We start from the raw sequence: 16,149 nt of genomic DNA, 5'->3' as shown, positions 1-16,149 counted from the left end.
CCAGTGAGCTTAAATTTTCCGAGAGACTTATTATCAGTAGCTATTTCTCGTTCTCCTTGAATAACATGAATCTCAACTAAAGTCTGATTATTTTCTGCAGTAGAAAAGATATCAGAACGTCGTACTGGGATAGTAGTATTCCGAGGAATGAGCTTTTTCATCACTCCCCCAATAGTTTCTAAGCCCACAGACAATGGACTAACATCCAAAAGTAACACATCTCGTACATCACCACCTAAAATCCCAGCCTGAATAGCCGCCCCCACTGCCACAACTTCATCAGGATTAACTCCCTGATTTGGTTCTCTATCTATCAGAGAGTAAACTAAATCTTGGACAAAAGGAATCCGAGTTGACCCCCCCACTAATACTATCTCATCAATCATAGAGGGACTAATGCCAGCATCTTTTAAGGCCATTTTTACAGGACGTCGGATTCTAGGAATTAAATCTCCACAAAGTCCTTCAAATTGGGATCTAGTCAGCCTAGTTTCCAAATGCTTAGGGCCATCTGTTGTGGCAGTAATAAAGGGGAGATTAATTTCTGTTACTCCAACCCCAGATAGTTCGATTTTTGCTTTTTCTGCTGCTTCAGTCAGTCTTTGTAGAGCTTGACGGTCAGTCCTCAAGTCTATTCCTTCTGCTTCTATAAATTGTTCGGCTAACCAGTCAACTACTCGTTGGTCAAAGTCGTTACCCCCTAGTTGGGTATCTCCACTGGTAGCTTTAACTTCAAATACTCCATCTCCTACTTCCAAGATTGAGACATCAAATGTACCACCACCCAAGTCAAAGACCAGAATCACCTGGTTTTCTGTATTTTCTAATCCATAAGCCAGGGATGCTGCTGTTGGTTCATTGAGAATACGTTTGACTTCTAGGCCCGCAATAGTCCCCGCATCACGAGTGGCTTGTCTTTGGGAGTCATTAAAATAAGCTGGTACGGTAATTACTGCTCCTGTTACCTCCTCTCCCAGATAGCGACTTGCTTCATCTGCTAGTTTCCGCAGTATCATAGCTGAGACTTCTTCTGGAGCAAAATCTCGTTTCATTCGAGGACATTTGATTTTAACATTGCCGAATTCATCCCGACGAATGGTATAGGGAACGCGCTTTGACTCTGGGGATAGTTCAGAGTATTTGCGTCCAATGTATCGTTTGACTCCGTAGAAGGTGTTCTGGGGATTCAGAACTGTTTGCCTTCTGGCCATTTGTCCCACTATTCGTTCTCCTTCCTTCGTGAAGCCAACTACAGATGGTGTTGTCCGCATTCCTTCTGAATTAGCTATCACAATTGGTTTTCCGCCTTCCATGACGGATACTACGGAGTTTGTTGTACCCAGGTCTATGCCGACTACTTTGCCCATGCCTTAGTTTTTTTGTTCTATCCTTTTGTTAATTATTTTATCGTGTCAAATTCTTTGGTCTTTTGAGGATTGCCTCACTATCTAATCTAGATTAAAGGCTCTCTTGTGATAGGTAAGAAATTTTTGATGGAGGATTTAAAAATTTTAAGTAGTTATGCAAAATTAATTAGATATAAAATTTGTATCAAAAGCTTGTTTACGAAGGATATAGATATACAAAGAATTTTGCCTAGGTACTTATTAGGAATTATACAATACACCATACATATAGCGTTAAAAACTAGAACGTTACAGTTTTTTAACTCTATATATGTATAATACCTTTGTGGAAGCCACGAGCTATGATACTTAATTAGGAATTATACAATACACCATACATATAGCGTTAAAAACTAGAACGTTACAGTTTTTTAACTCTATATATGTATAATACCTTTGTGGAAGCCACGAGCTATGATACTTAATTAGGAATTACACAATACACCATCATATATAGTACCTTGGCGTAATGCCTGTGTATATTATATCAAAAGCTTTTTAGGAGGCATCTGTGGTAGAGAAGCAATATTAGAAAAAGAGAGAAAATACTCTACCACTCCCTTACTCCCATACTCCAAATCATAATAACCCAAATTGATTCTATTGATTTATTTTTTAGGTATCGACTCTTAAAGTACCTTTGTCTGTTACTCTTAATCTGTTATTAATAATTAAACAGCTAACTCAAGTATTCTTACATTTTATTAAGATAACACAACTCTATTACTAATTTCGCTGTAGTATTACCACACTTACACTCTTTTGTCAAAAATAGGGACACAAAGAAATTTATGTTCAGAAAAATCAAAAATAACTTAATTAGGTCTTGCTGAATTTTGTAACAACTTGTAAAGTTATAATAATAAAAAATAAGTAAATTTAATTTAAGAGGTTTAAACCCAAGCAAATGCGAGTAGCGATCGCCGGAGCAGGTCTAGCAGGTCTTTCCTGTGCTAAATATTTGACAGACATGGGTCATACTCCAATAGTCCTCGAAAGGCGGGACGTACTCGGAGGTAAAGTGGCAGCCTGGAAGGACGAAGAGGGAGACTGGTATGAAACTGGTCTACATATATTCTTTGGTGCTTATCCAAATATGTTGCAGCTATTCAAAGAATTGAATATAGAGGATAGACTGCAATGGAAACAGCACACAATGATTTTTAATCAGCCAGAAAAACCAGGAACATACTCTAGATTCGATTTTCCTAATATTCCAGCGCCTTTGAATGGGATAGTAGCTATTCTCCGCAATAATGATATGCTAACCTGGCCAGAAAAAATCAGGTTCGGTATAGGTCTGATCCCAGCCATAGTCCAAGGCCAAAAATATGTGGAGAAAATGGACAAATACAGTTTCTCAGAATGGCTGAAAAAACAAAATGTGCCTCCAAGAGTGGAAAAAGAAGTATTCATCGCCATGTCAAAAGCGTTGAACTTTATCGGTCCAGAAGCAATATCCTCGACTGTAATTCTTACAGCTCTTAACCGTTTTCTCCAAGAGAAAAATGGATCTAAAATGGCATTCTTAGATGGTTCTCCCACAGAACGATTATGTCAACCTCTGGTAGAATATATTACGAAGGGAGGCGGGGAAGTGCGGTTAAACGCACCGATAAAGGAATTTCTGCTAAACGATGATGCTACAGTCAGTGGATTCCTAATTAGAGGATTAGACGGAGCACAAGATCAAGTTATGACGGTTGATGCTTATGTGTCAGCAATGCCAGTCGATCCCCTAAAGGTAATGTTGCCAAAACCTTGGCAGCAGATGGAATATTTTCAAAAGCTCAATGGTTTGGAAGGAGTACCAGTAATAAATCTACATCTGTGGTTTGATCGTAAGCTCACAGATATAGACCATTTACTGTTTTCCAGATCGCCCCTACTAAGTGTCTATGCAGACATGAGTAACACTTGTCGCGAATATGCTAATCCCAACCGTTCGATGTTGGAATTGGTATTAGCACCCGCCAAAGATTGGATTAGTAAATCCGAACAAGAAATAGTCGCAGCAACAATGGCAGAGTTGGAAAAATTATTTCCAGCTCACTTTACAGGAGAATCTCCAGCTAAGTTGTTGAAATATCACGTTGTCAAAACGCCCCGCTCTGTATATAAAGCTACTCCTGGTCGTCAAGACTGTCGCCCTTCCCAAGTAACTCCAATTGGAAATTTCTTCCTAACGGGAGACTATACAATGCAACGCTATCTAGCTAGCATGGAAGGAGCCGTACTTTCTGGCAAACTGACAGCGCAGGCGATCGCTAAAGCAGCTTCTACTCACCTTGAATCTCATGCAAATCTGCAACGAACAACTCCAAAGCCAGCAAAGAATGCTGCAACGGTCTAAATCTTCCCAACGCATGACTCGTTCATCCCTGGTATCTTTAGAAGAATCTTATGAGCTGTGTCGTCAAGTCACAGCCAAATATTCTAAAACTTTTTACATGGGTACTCAGTTAATGCCAGAGGCTAAAAGTAAGGCGATATGGGCAATTTATGTCTGGTGTCGTCGTACAGATGAACTGGTAGATGGACCCATGTCAAATACCACAACCACAGAAACCCTGCAAGAATGGGAACAACATCTTGAATCTATCTTTGCTGGCTATCCGTTAGAAGATGCAGATGTAGCATTGGTAGATACCCTATCTCGATTCCCCATAGATATACAACCGTTTCGTGATATGATTGCAGGTCAGCAAATGGATCTGTACCGCAGTCGCTATCAAACATTTGAGGAACTGAAACTTTACTGTTATCGAGTCGCAGGTACAGTTGGTTTAATGACTATGCCAGTCATGGGAGTAGAAACATCAAATTTTGCCACTCCCTGGAACCCCAGCCCAAAAATGCAGTCTCCTGTATCGGAAGCGATCGCCTTAGGAATTGCTAATCAACTTACAAATATTTTAAGAGATGTAGGAGAAGATGCTCGTCGGGGTCGGATTTATCTTCCTTTACAAGAATTAGCTTTATTTGATTATACCGAAGAGGATTTATTAAATGGTGTAATTGATGACCGTTGGCGAGAGTTGATGAAATTTCAGATTCACAGGGCGCGTAAGTTTTTTGTTGATGCAGAGAGAGGTATTAAGCGTTTGAGCGCTGATATTCGTTGGCCTGTTTGGTCAGCTTCTATGCTTTATAGTAAGATTTTAGATGCTATTGAGCGTAATCAATATGATGTATTTAATCGTCGAGCTTACGTTTCTACTCCTCGCAAGTTACTATGTTTGCCCATAGCATTTCTGAGGTCAAAAGTCTTATAATTTCTAGCAATGTATCTATACCTTGAAGAAACAGTTAGTGGGAAAATGTTTAAATTTGCGGATTTGTGCAATGGATAAACTATTTAATTCAACTTCGGATTAATAGTTACATAAATGACACAATCCATAAATTTTAAACACTACATAGGACTTGCTGAAAAAGTATTTTGCTAAGGGAAAGGAATGGGGAATAGGCAATTGCCAATAGTTTTACTGTTAATTTTTCTGCATTTTTCCTTCACCTGACTAGGAATTTCGCCTGTTTTTTGATTTTTATTGATCCTGTATCTTGCACTTTATTTTCAAGCTAATTCAGTACTTAAAATTCTAGTGTGTTTAGGTTGCAGATTTATTCAAAAGACACTACATATTATAAGACATGATAGTTTTGATTTAATACTTTTGATTTAATATATATGGTGTCTTTGCGTAAGTTCTGAGTTATATATTTGAAATAAAAAGCCTTTGATTTATTAAATCGAAGGCTTTTTCACTCATCAGTTAATTGTTAACTGTTTCAATCTAGGGTTAATACTAGATACACTTTAGAGCTTGGGTAGTGCTAAAGATGTAAGGATGTGAGTTGGTAAATCCCTTAAATTGCCATAAGTTATACCATTTCTCAAAAACTTTTCTACATTTTATTGAGCAGGGGAGTAGGGGAGTAGGTAGGGACGTTGCACAACCTCCGAGAGCGAGAAGTAAACATAAGAATAATTAACATTAACTTGACTTAAAATTAGCAAAAAGGTTCCAAATGCTTATGTTAATTACTTAATAACTGAAGTGTTGCCTAAGTATAGCATTAATGCATGGGAATTGGTATTAGACGAGTAAAATTATACTTGTTTATCAGTACCTAAATTTTAGACCGTAACTTTGTAGATATAGCTATAGGGATGATTACAAAACTATATCTACAATGAATCTACAGAAATTTGCATGACTAATTGGTACATTGACAACAATGAGCAAGATAATGTTGGATTTTCTCAAAAGATTATTGCTTTAATCTGTGTACCTAATTGTTCTGCAAAGGGCTGTATCTACAATGATGTCAGCTTGATAATATTTTTGAGTTTACTCAACTAAATTCCTAAGAATTAGTGCTAGCTGCCAAACGTTGCTTCAACTCTGCTAAAGCATCAGCCCAACGGGGATCGGGTTGAACTGCATCATTACCACTAGAGCTAGTACTACTAGCAGTTTTAGATGCTCCTCCTTTATCCTTTTCACGACGAGATTTTTTACTCTTGTTAGTATTGTTTTTGCTAATTGGTTTAGCTTCAGCTTCAGTATTTTCAGACTCACTCTTATTCTTAGACCGAGGTAATGCTTTTTCAATCTTTAAAGGAGTTTCTCTAAACTGATAACCGTTATACTTTTCAATAATTTGGTCAGCTTGTTCATCATTTTTAACTGTCACAAAACCAAAACCACGACATTTACCAGTTTTACGATCTGTGATCAGTTTAGTGGTAACACTATCACCTTCTTCTTGAAAAACTTCTTGCAGTTCTTGACGTTCCATTACCTCTTTAGGCAAATTACCAATATACAAACGAATTGACATAGGAAAATTCCTCCAGACTTTGAATTTTACTTGTTTAAATTACAACAAACGAAAACTTAGTCAACTGAGATTGACTGAACACAAAACAAGAGCAGAATCAAAAAAAACTGCTCCAGACTTTGAAATGTAAAGAACTTTGACAAATACCTATACTCACCTTTACTACAGATGAAATGATTTCTAATTTCTCATTTTGGTCAACTCTGACAAATATTTTTATTTTGTCAGGTTTTTCTTTAAACTTTTTGCTCATCACTCAACCAACAAACAAAACTATAGGCATTGCTCAATTACTTCTTTTTGATATTGATTTGCTAAACACTTATCGTCCCAACTTTTAAATATAACTTCAAAGCCTGCTAAATTCAAACAACCCAATTGCTAATACGATATTAATTTCAAGTATACTGCTTCATAAAACTAATATAAAACGTCACAATTAGTGATGTTTTAATGTGTACAGACGTTGTATGCAGCATCCCTACCTTCTACCGGATACGTCGCCAATCCGACGGCTCCCCTAGTCGGCAGCACTCCGTCCACAGGCATCGACGATAAAGCCTACCGCATTTCTCAAATTTATAATAGATAAAACTTCCTACTTGGTGAGGGCTAAAACTTAATCATAATATTTGACTTAATTTTTCAACCAAACCGGAAATGCTTACAGCTTATCTTTCCTTTGTTAACAGGATAGTAATTTCTTAACTACTATAAACTTATCATAATCCTAAGTCAATATCTACTATTTTTCTAAAATTTCACTATTTACTTGTATCTTCATAGTACAGTTACGCTGTTCAGTAATCCCTACTTTTCCGAGTGCAAAATTTATGAATCGCGAAAAAACCAGCCTACATTTGTGGCTGGTAGAACTTGCTGTGTTGGGAGATTGACACTTGCCACCCAAAAAGTCTTATCTGTTATGAGTTAAGTAGAAGTTTTCTGTGTGTCAACAGACCATATTTACTAAGGTAATGCTTACTGTTGTCAGCATATGTTTACCTTATTCAATCTGTCATATCTCTACAAATTTAGCTCCATCAGACTAAACTCCTGAGCTAGGCAAAACTATGAGGTCGCTTGGGTTAAGCTACTGTATGTAAATAAATGTAACATAACTGGTTCAAGAATGCAACTTTTCTTTACAAAATCTGATAATTAAAATCTGCCAGTGTATACCATATAAGCTCCCCATATTGCAAGAGCAAAAGCTACAATTATTGACCAGAGAGGATGATCGCTGTTAATAGATTGACCATTTTCAGTTTTCAGAGTATTGATATCTATCCAAGGAGTAGCTCCTCGCCTCCACCAACCAGTGACAGTTATAGACTTACCAACAAAATCGCTAGGACGATCAATATTAGGCCATAAGTTACCAAGAGGACCAAAGTTATTAGAATAATGCAATCTGACCAGACCTTTTGTTGTTTTTAGAACCAAATCTTGTCCCAACCAATTACTCATTCCGCTTTTACCAAGAAGTTTGCCTTTGAACTGAATTATTTGGCTATCTAATGGCAAAGCTTCTAGCTCGGTTAACAATTCTGCCAAGTCAGGATTTTGCCAAAGTTTAGTCTGCTTAATATCAGGAAAAAAGTGATTAATTCTCATCAAAATACCAATACTAAAACCCATAACCAAACAAGCAACTAAAATAGAAATATCTCCAAATAACCAATCTAAACGCCAAAGACCAATAGCAGATGAAATTACACCTATTAACCACAATAAAATAGCAGAAATTAGACCTATTAATATGCCAAAAAATGGTGTTCCCTGAAGTAAAAGTTTCTGCCAATCAAGGTTTGGTGGAGTATCAATATTTTCTTCTTGAGTAGGACTTAATTTATTTTTTGCAGTTAGATCGGCATTTATATTTCCTAAATTTAACTCTGTTTCTAGTTTCCAGAAATTAGCGTATAAACTTAATCTTTTTAAGCGATCGCCAAGGGCAGGATGACTATTGTTAAGCTCTAACCATTGACGATATGGGTTAACAATATCCCAGTTAAAAATAGATTCAAAAATACTGTTTGAAACAACACTACCAGTAGTAATAGCTTGGTTTATTCCTACTGGCATTAATATTTCAAAACTCTCGAATAAATGCCTAACTTTGCCTTGACTTTCGACATCATTAGCCATACCAATTGTAATTTTCAGAATAGCTCGCGTGAGACCATTAGGATTACCAGTTAAATTACAAGCTTGGCGATCGCTATAATAAACTCGGCGACGAGACAACCATAAAATAGGCAATTTCAGTAACCAATATAGACCATAACTAAGAGTCGAAATTATTGCAGCGAACACTCTAAAAACGGATACTAAAATGGGTAAAAAATATTTGATAAATCCTGGTAAAAAATCAGGTAATTGATGATTTATCAAATCTAATAACCGATCGGCACAAGAAGTTAATTGCCAATAAATAGTGTAGGGAATTTGAAGCATCAGATTAGCCATAGACATTAACCGGAAATCTCCATTTTGAATATGACTAATTTCTCTAGCATAAATAGTAGCAATTTCATCTTCTGCTAGATTATCTAACAATCCTTGGCTAACAACTATTCTGAAAAAACGAGGTAAGCATCCATAACTAAATGCTATTGGAACATCTATTGGTAATACCTTTAATGCAATTCCCTGTATTTTTTGTTTTTTACAAAAAGTACGGAGCAATTTATTTGCTTCTTTACTGTAATTAATTAGAGTTGTTGTTGGTAGAGTTTGGAGACCATAAGTCAGTATTAATAATCCATCAATTAACCAGGGAGAGAATATAAATAATCCGAGTAGAAAGACTATAAAATTTCGAGTGGGGTCTCGATAAAAAAATTGAATTGGTCGAAAATAAGGTAGCCAAACTAGAAAATCATTCGTAGCATCTAAGCTAAACTTTAGTATTGTAAGACTTAGCCAAAATAGAGCAATACCTACAATTATTTGTTCTAACCATAAAATAGTTAAATTAGCAGATTTAAGGCGACGACCTCCTTTTGCCCTTCCTGCTTGACGCCATTTTAATTTAGGTGAATTTTCTGGTTTGTCTGAAGTAATCTTTGTGTTTTTTAAATTTGACTTATTAACTATGCTTGATAAAGCAGGCGGTTGATTTTGATCTGCCTCTATATGATTTTTATTTGGCTGAGAATGCTGTTCAATATCTGAAGTTTGACTAGGATTTTTGGGGAAGTTTGAAGTAATCTCTGTTGATGTTTTATGGGATTGATTTGTGTTTGTTAAATTTGGCTTATTAACTATGCTTGATAAAGCAGGCTGTTGATTTTTATTTAGCTGAGAATGCTGTTCAATATCTGAAGTTTGACTAGGATTTTTTGGGAAGTCTGAAGTAATCTCTGTTGATGTTTTATGGGATTGATTTGTGTTTGTTAAATTTGATTTATTAACTATGCTTGATAAAGCAGGATGTTGATTTTGATCTGCCTCTATATGATTTTTATTTGGCTGGGCATACTGTTCAATATCTGAAATTTGACTAGGATTTTTTGGGAAGTCTGAAGTAATCTCTGTTGATGTTTTATGGGATTGATTTGTGTTTGTTAAATTTGATTTATTAACTATGCTTGATAAAGCAGGATGTTGATTTTGATCTGCCTCTATATGATTTTTATTTGGCTGGGCATACTGTTCAATATCTGAAGTTTGACTAGGATTTTTTGGGAAGTCTGAAGTAATCTCTGTTGATATTTTTTGGGATTGATTTGTGTTTGTTAAATTTGATTTATTAACTATGCTTGATAAAGCAGGTGATTTATTTTGATCTGCTTCTATATCATTTTTATTTGACTGAGAATGCTTTAGGTAATCTGAGTTTTGACTAGATTTTATTTCTGAGATATTGGTATTTTCTGCGATTGGTTTAAAACCAGTTTCTACAGATAAATCAATGTTTTGTTTGGAGATGTCATTGCTATTTTTGGCAGATTTAGATTTATCTGAAGTAGGATTAAAAGGAACAAATCCTGTTTTAAGAGGTTGTTGATTTTGGGGAAATGATTCTGGAGCTTTAGGGGCAGGAATTGTTGATTTTTTCAGATTTTTGGGCGGATATCGTTTTAATAATTCCTTGAGATGACGATGAGCAAAGCTTTGAATTTCACTATCATAAATTTTAGTAAGATTACGACACAAAGAAATAGCTCGATCTACTTGTTTGGTTTTTTCATAAGCAATAACTAAACCCATCTGAGCTTTTAACTTTTGCTTGAGAGATTCTTGTTGAGCAATTATTTCTAAGTGAGCGATCGCCTGTGGATAATCTTTTTGCTTAAGAGCAAGTAATCCAGCTTTTAGAGATGGTTTTTCTGGCACATAGTTATCTGTAGCAGAGGATGTTTTATCTATCATTGACTAAATTTTTTATGTTGATATTTTTATGAATTGGTCATATAAAATTTTGTGGCATCAGTATTATGAAAAAGGAAGGAAAGGCAATTGGGCAAAGGTTACAGAACTACGCTCAAAAAATTATATAATTTATAGTTCAACTGTAGTCAATATTATCTGCTCCAATATTGAAACATTGTTGACGAAGATTTTAGTAATGCCTCCACAAAAGAAGTTCGATCAGTTTATCGTAAATTTTTATTAGATAAAGGCTTATCTGTGTAGACATTAATGCATTCTTTAAATAACAGATCGTTAACTTCATTCTTTTTTAAAAAAATTATCCCTGTATTTAATGGTTTAGATGGAATTTTATTTACTGATTCTAAAATTGGATAGTTAGTATCAACTTGAGCTGGAACTAGGGCAAGAACAAAATATTCTAATATGTCCAAGCCACTTTCACAGTCACTAGCAAACAAAGTTTTTTCATAAGGTGATAAAAAATATAAATGTTTGACTTTAAATAGCAACCTTTCAGAGACTGAATGTATCAGGAAATATAAAAAGGAGATAGGGAACACTTAACTGGGAACACTTAACTGGGAATAGGTATGGAGGGAAGGGAGGAAGAAATTAAGACAAGTATTGAAGAGTTAAAATAAAGGGAATATATATACCTTTCCACCTCTTAATCTACCAAATTTCAATCTCTTGAAGTACCTTTTACTTTTAGATTTTAGTGACTCAACAACTCTCTTAAGACTTATTTTACAAACAGTTTCTCATTTCTACAAGTTACCTCTTCATCTACTCGAAGAATTTTCTCGAAGTAAATATTTATCTTTATATTCAGGGTTTTGATTACAAGCTAGGGATATTTTTATAGATGGATTAATTTTTTTTAAACTTTTAGCAGAATTGCAAGCTTCATCAATATAATCTTTACCGAAAAAATAAGGTTTAAAGCCTCTTCTTTCAAGGAGAAAAAGCGGTCGTTTGCGGAGCAGTCCGTAGGATGGGATGCCGAGGTCTCCTCGGCATATCCAATCGACCAACAGAGCGGTCGTTTTGCTACGCATAACTTTCCTATCGGAATGCTGAAGCAAACGCACTTCGGCTGTCGCCGACATGAATGGGTCCCATGACCTAGGATGGGATGGATGGATTACCGGCGCCATATCCAATCTCCCCTTGAAAATAGAAAAAATCCTTTTAACCAATCCCTCTATTATAGAAGAGGTAATTATTAATTATTAATTATTAATTATTGAACAGCAGCAACATAAAAAATACCAGAACGTGAGTTACTCATTAGTTACTATCCTATTTGATTCGATTAAGCAATAAATATGTAAATACTGCTCCTGATACTGATGAATAAGTAGGGATTTTTAGCATTCATATCCTCAGTATAAAAGACATTCATCAGAAAATATTACGACGTTTTAATAACTTGATTTTTCCCGATTTTTTTATAGCGCTGTATAGCTATATTTCTGCATTAAAGGTTGAAAAATTAAATTTATTTTCTGTATTTCTTCAGAGTTGAATTCTGCCTGTAAATTGCTAGCTATCGCTGTATTAATTGGTCGATCTGTTCGTGTACCTCCTGCCAAAGATTTACCTAGATTTTTTTTGTAAAAATTGAGTAGATCGTCGCTCCATTTAATTTCCAAAAAATTAGTAATTTTCCCTAACATTTCTTTTTGGTTTTGGATTACTTCTTCATATTTAAACTCTAAAACTTGAAATCCATTATTTTTGAGCCAAGTCGGATATTGATTTTTATATAACCAATAAATTGCAGCCAACTCAATTTTAGATAACTCAGATAAATTCCTATTTTCTAACTCTTGACCAAAAAAAGGTTTGAGTCTTTCTATTTCTTGTATAACACATCGATCGATCCAATCCCCTTGTGAATTAACAAGACTCAGCATTGAAGAAATAGTGCTATCAGGATTTCTCAGAGGCCAAAGTATTTTGGCATGAGGATAAAATTTCTTTAAAAAATCTAGTTTATGGGAATGCTCTAGCATTTTAAAGCATAAATAATGATTAGTTATTTTATTAACAGCCAATCTTTGAGCGGAGGGAAAAGGATATGGACTAGGAAACTCTGTTTCATCTACACAAGTAATCTGGGGATGTGCATTCAGAATAGATAGTAACAAAGTTGTACCACTTCTTTGACAACCAAAAATAAGAAATAAATTTGTAGAAAATATAGAGAAATATCTGAAAGTAATTATATTTCTGAGATGATACTTGAATTGCTCAATCATATTTAAAAGGAAGATTTACCAATATAATTTTACCAAGTAATTAAGGTTGAAAACCTATACACTTCAATAGAATAAAAAAGAAAAAAAAATCTTTTTAGTCAATCCTCTTATTTTTCAGGAAAGGTAATCATAAAAGGAAGCATTCCGCAGGAAATGCTGAATGCTCTCGCTCATAAGCTTTTGAACCTAATAACTTGACTTCGGTTAGCTAATGACCAATTTCATTGATAATTTTAAATTTTCTTATGCGACTAATTCCTCATTCGGTGTAATAATGAGTTAATAATTTATAGCTGATAGCTGATCGGCTAATAGCTGACCGCTGAATGCTTACTTTCTGACAATTTTCAATATCATTTAATTAGGGATTAGGGAGTAGTATTCTTAGCTATAAATAGTATAACGATCCTAGAATCGTTCCCAACATTTTTATGACTTATTACTTAATAACTTAAGTATTGAATAAGGTCTTAGATTATTTTGCGTAAATCATTCCCCAAAAATAATTTGATTTGATAATATCTTTGATTCCATAATAATTTGCTGGCTAAACAATTATTAGTTGAATATATAGGAAAAAATAGCAATTCTTTTCTTTCTGTTGTTATAATCAAATTATTTAGTATTACTAGAAAAAAAATTTACAGAATTGTGAAGATGAAAAGTTGATACTATAATATAGCAATTACTATTACAGCTATTGACTTATGGAATACCTGAAACAATGGAGTATCAATAATCGACATTTTTCCTTAATGCTATAAAATTAATACCAAACTAAAAAAAAGCTACTCTCTTTAGTAATTGAAATTAGAAAAAACTTGCTGAAATTAACTTTATGACTTTAAAACTGTACAATTCACTCACTCGTCAAGAAGAAAACTTTCAATCCCTAGAGCCAGGTAAGATTAAAATGTATACCTGTGGTGTTACAGTATACGACTATTGCCATTTAGGTCATGCTCGCTCTTATATTGTATGGGATACAATCCGCCGATATCTAATGTGGCAAGGTTATCAAGTACAGTATGTGCAAAACTTTACTGATATAGACGATAAAATTCTCAATCGGGCCAGAGAAACAGGCACTTCTATGGAGTCGGTGGCCGAACGTTTTACAGAAACATACTTTGAGGATATGAAACGCTTAAATATCCTAGAAGCAGATGAATATCCTCGGGCCACTCAGACAATAGATGGGATTAAACAGTTAATCGAGGATTTAGAAAAAAAAGGTTTTGCTTACCCTTCTGGAGGGGATGTTTATTATCAGGTGCGGAAATTTTCAGAATATGGGAAACTTTCAGGCCGTCGTTTGGAAGAAATGCAAGCTGGCGCAAGTGGTAGAGTAGAGTCAGAAGATTTAGAGACTGCTAAAAAGAAAGATCCATTTGATTTTGCCCTCTGGAAAGCAGCAAAAATTGGAGAACCTGCATGGGACTCTCCCTGGGGCCAAGGAAGGCCAGGTTGGCATATTGAATGTTCGGCAATGGTAAGAGATTGTTTGGGAGAAACTATAGATATTCATACTGGGGGAGCAGACTTAATTTTTCCTCACCATGAAAATGAAATTGCTCAGTCGGAAGCTGCTACGGGAAAACCTTACGTAAGATATTGGCTCCATAATGGCTTTGTGACTATTAATGGAGAAAAAATGTCAAAGTCATTAGGAAATTTTACCACAATTCGGGATTTATTGGCTCGACCTGTAGACCCAATGGCTGTCAGAATGTTTGTTTTAACCGCTCAATATCGGAAACCTATTGACTTTACTGAAGAGGCGATCGCTTCTGCCGAAAATGGTTGGAATACTATTAAGGAAGGTATATTATTTCCCAACCAACATGGTTCTAAATTAGGATGGGAAATGCCAGAAAAAACCTTATTTGAACAGACAAAGTTATTAACTTCTCAAGTAGAAAAATTCCAGAAAGCAATGGATGATGATATTAATACTCCTAGTGCTTTAGCTGTTTTATTTGAATTAGCTAAAGAGTTACGTCGAGAGGGTAATATTTTAGTGCATGAGGGGAAAACTGAAACATCTTTAGAAGAGTTACAAAAACAATGGGTTACTCTGGTAAAGTTGTCACAAGTATTAGGTTTAGAAATTCAAATAGAAGAAAAAATTAGCAATCAACCTGGAGGTTTAAGTGATGATGAAATAGAGTCTTTAATTCAGCAACGTTTAGAGGCAAAAAAAGCTAAGAATTATTCTGAAGCAGACCGCATTAGAAATGAACTGCAAAATCAAGGTATTAAACTAATAGATCAACCAGGAGGCATAACACATTGGCACCAAAATTAAAAAGATATTGGGTTTAATAGTACAAGCAGGGAATAGGGAACATAAAGACACTCCAATTATCTCCTTTTCTGTGAAAAGTATTTACAAGCCACCTGAATTTTTCTGATAAAATTACTACTTGTAAACCACTATCCGTTTAATTTTATGGCAGTTTTGGAGTTAATCAATTACAAAGTTTTAGGACTTGAGCGAATAGGGAATAGAAATTAGTATTAAACTGTAGTTCACCATCTTGGCAAATTTCTGTAACTTCGAGAGAAAACTTATTGTGATTAATGCACAAATCTCATAAATTTATTACTGATGATTAGGTTTTTTCTTGAGTTCTTGCTTAATATACCTGATTAGTTTAAATTTTTTGGGAAAAACTGGCATAATTTGATTTTATAGTTTTTATCTGGAAAAATCTGGGAAAATTGATGGAGTAGGGGATTTTGAAACACCCCTACATCAGTCAGCTTAGAAACCTTTAGAGAAGTTAGCAAATAAATGAATTATGATAATTTGAGTAAAAAGATATAACTAATTTCTCAATGGGGAAGAATTTATCAGTAATTTTAATGCCAACCGCTCTCATTCAAGTTCAGCTATTCCCCATACCTAAAAACCTGAAAAATCTATCTACATTTATCAAGTTCCTAATCACTATAGGAATCAGAAATCATATGTGATAATTTGACTATTCCTTAAAAGTCTAGATTCTCTATTCCCTAAAAATCTACAATCTCTCAAAATTAAAATTAAGATTGCTATATATGTATATATCGTAAGCATTTAGCAGTCAGCATTTCCTGCGGAATGCGGAGCTAACAGCGGTCAGCTATTTATTTTAATTTGAGATCAAAGCTTTATTAGTTGAGGTAAATTGAATCTTACTATCAAAGTCAACTTTAAAGCTTATATTCATTTAAAGCCATTTTCAGGTTTAAATAGGGTTTGC

At 34.8% G+C, this 16,149-nt stretch carries 10 protein-coding genes; 4 read left to right on the top strand and 6 right to left on the bottom strand.

The genetic code is table 11. From position 1 onward, the window contains the following. Positions 1–1,367: molecular chaperone DnaK (dnaK, locus tag F6K22_RS09930; RefSeq protein ID WP_293096533.1), on the bottom strand; the 1,367-nt coding region annotated here is incomplete at its 3' end. 946 nt (positions 1,368–2,313) lie between these two features. Here dnaK and pds point away from each other — a divergent pair. From pds to F6K22_RS09915, 3 genes are all read left to right on the top strand, one after another. Next, the gene (gene pds, locus F6K22_RS09925) at positions 2,314–3,759 is read left to right on the top strand and encodes a 15-cis-phytoene desaturase (RefSeq protein WP_293096530.1); all 1,446 of its coding nucleotides are present in this window, start codon (positions 2,314–2,316) and stop codon (positions 3,757–3,759) included. Continuing rightward, complete coding sequence (gene crtB / locus F6K22_RS09920; RefSeq protein WP_293096536.1) at positions 3,743–4,681, top strand: 15-cis-phytoene synthase CrtB; 939 nt, start codon at positions 3,743–3,745, stop codon at positions 4,679–4,681. The genes pds and crtB overlap by 17 nt, the downstream gene beginning before the upstream one ends. A 942-nt stretch (positions 4,682–5,623) precedes the next feature. Continuing rightward, positions 5,624–5,773, top strand: coding sequence for a hypothetical protein (locus F6K22_RS09915; protein ID WP_293096527.1), 150 nt, complete (start codon positions 5,624–5,626; stop codon positions 5,771–5,773). 4 nt (positions 5,774–5,777) lie between these two features. Here the strand turns inward: F6K22_RS09915 and F6K22_RS09910 are convergent, their stop codons facing one another. From F6K22_RS09910 to F6K22_RS09890, 5 genes are all read right to left on the bottom strand, one after another. Further along, the gene (locus F6K22_RS09910) at positions 5,778–6,254 is read right to left on the bottom strand and encodes an RNA recognition motif domain-containing protein (protein ID WP_293096525.1); all 477 of its coding nucleotides are present in this window, start codon (positions 6,252–6,254) and stop codon (positions 5,778–5,780) included. 1,161 nt (positions 6,255–7,415) lie between these two features. Beyond that, positions 7,416–10,634 (bottom strand): M48 family metalloprotease, encoded by a 3,219-nt coding sequence (locus F6K22_RS09905; protein WP_293096522.1) that lies wholly within the window; start codon positions 10,632–10,634, stop codon positions 7,416–7,418. 224 nt (positions 10,635–10,858) lie between these two features. Next, positions 10,859–11,095: a hypothetical protein gene (locus F6K22_RS09900; protein WP_293096520.1), complete on the bottom strand. Its 237-nt coding sequence runs from the start codon at positions 11,093–11,095 to the stop codon at positions 10,859–10,861. Positions 11,096–11,419: 324 nt separating this feature from the next. Further along, entirely contained in the window at positions 11,420–11,794 is a 375-nt protein-coding gene (locus F6K22_RS09895; protein WP_293096518.1) for a hypothetical protein, read from the bottom strand. A 294-nt stretch (positions 11,795–12,088) separates the two neighbouring features. Next, positions 12,089–12,901, bottom strand: coding sequence for a sulfotransferase family protein (locus tag F6K22_RS09890; RefSeq protein WP_293096515.1), 813 nt, complete (start codon positions 12,899–12,901; stop codon positions 12,089–12,091). An 838-nt stretch (positions 12,902–13,739) separates the two neighbouring features. Between F6K22_RS09890 and cysS the strand changes: the two genes are divergently transcribed. Then, the gene (gene cysS, locus F6K22_RS09885) at positions 13,740–15,209 is read left to right on the top strand and encodes a cysteine--tRNA ligase (protein ID WP_293096512.1); all 1,470 of its coding nucleotides are present in this window, start codon (positions 13,740–13,742) and stop codon (positions 15,207–15,209) included. Positions 15,210–16,149 lie beyond the last annotated feature (940 nt).

It is taken from the genome of Okeania sp. SIO2F4, from assembly GCF_010672385.1.
GTDB lineage: Bacteria > Cyanobacteriota > Cyanobacteriia > Cyanobacteriales > Microcoleaceae > Trichodesmium.
The sequence above is the reverse complement of the archived record's forward strand: the minus strand, read 5'-3'. Positions and strand labels throughout refer to the sequence as shown.

Coding starts and splice junctions, on each gene's coding strand:
- crtB (WP_293096536.1), top strand. CDS start 3,743: ATGCTGCAACGGTCTAAATCTTCCCAACGCATGACTCGTTCATCCCTG.
- F6K22_RS09905 (WP_293096522.1), bottom strand. CDS start 10,634: ATGATAGATAAAACATCCTCTGCTACAGATAACTATGTGCCAGAAAAA.
- cysS (WP_293096512.1), top strand. CDS start 13,740: ATGACTTTAAAACTGTACAATTCACTCACTCGTCAAGAAGAAAACTTT.
- F6K22_RS09895 (WP_293096518.1), bottom strand. CDS start 11,794: ATGGCGCCGGTAATCCATCCATCCCATCCTAGGTCATGGGACCCATTC.
- F6K22_RS09890 (WP_293096515.1), bottom strand. CDS start 12,901: ATGATTGAGCAATTCAAGTATCATCTCAGAAATATAATTACTTTCAGA.
- F6K22_RS09915 (WP_293096527.1), top strand. CDS start 5,624: ATGACTAATTGGTACATTGACAACAATGAGCAAGATAATGTTGGATTT.
- F6K22_RS09910 (WP_293096525.1), bottom strand. CDS start 6,254: ATGTCAATTCGTTTGTATATTGGTAATTTGCCTAAAGAGGTAATGGAA.
- pds (WP_293096530.1), top strand. CDS start 2,314: ATGCGAGTAGCGATCGCCGGAGCAGGTCTAGCAGGTCTTTCCTGTGCT.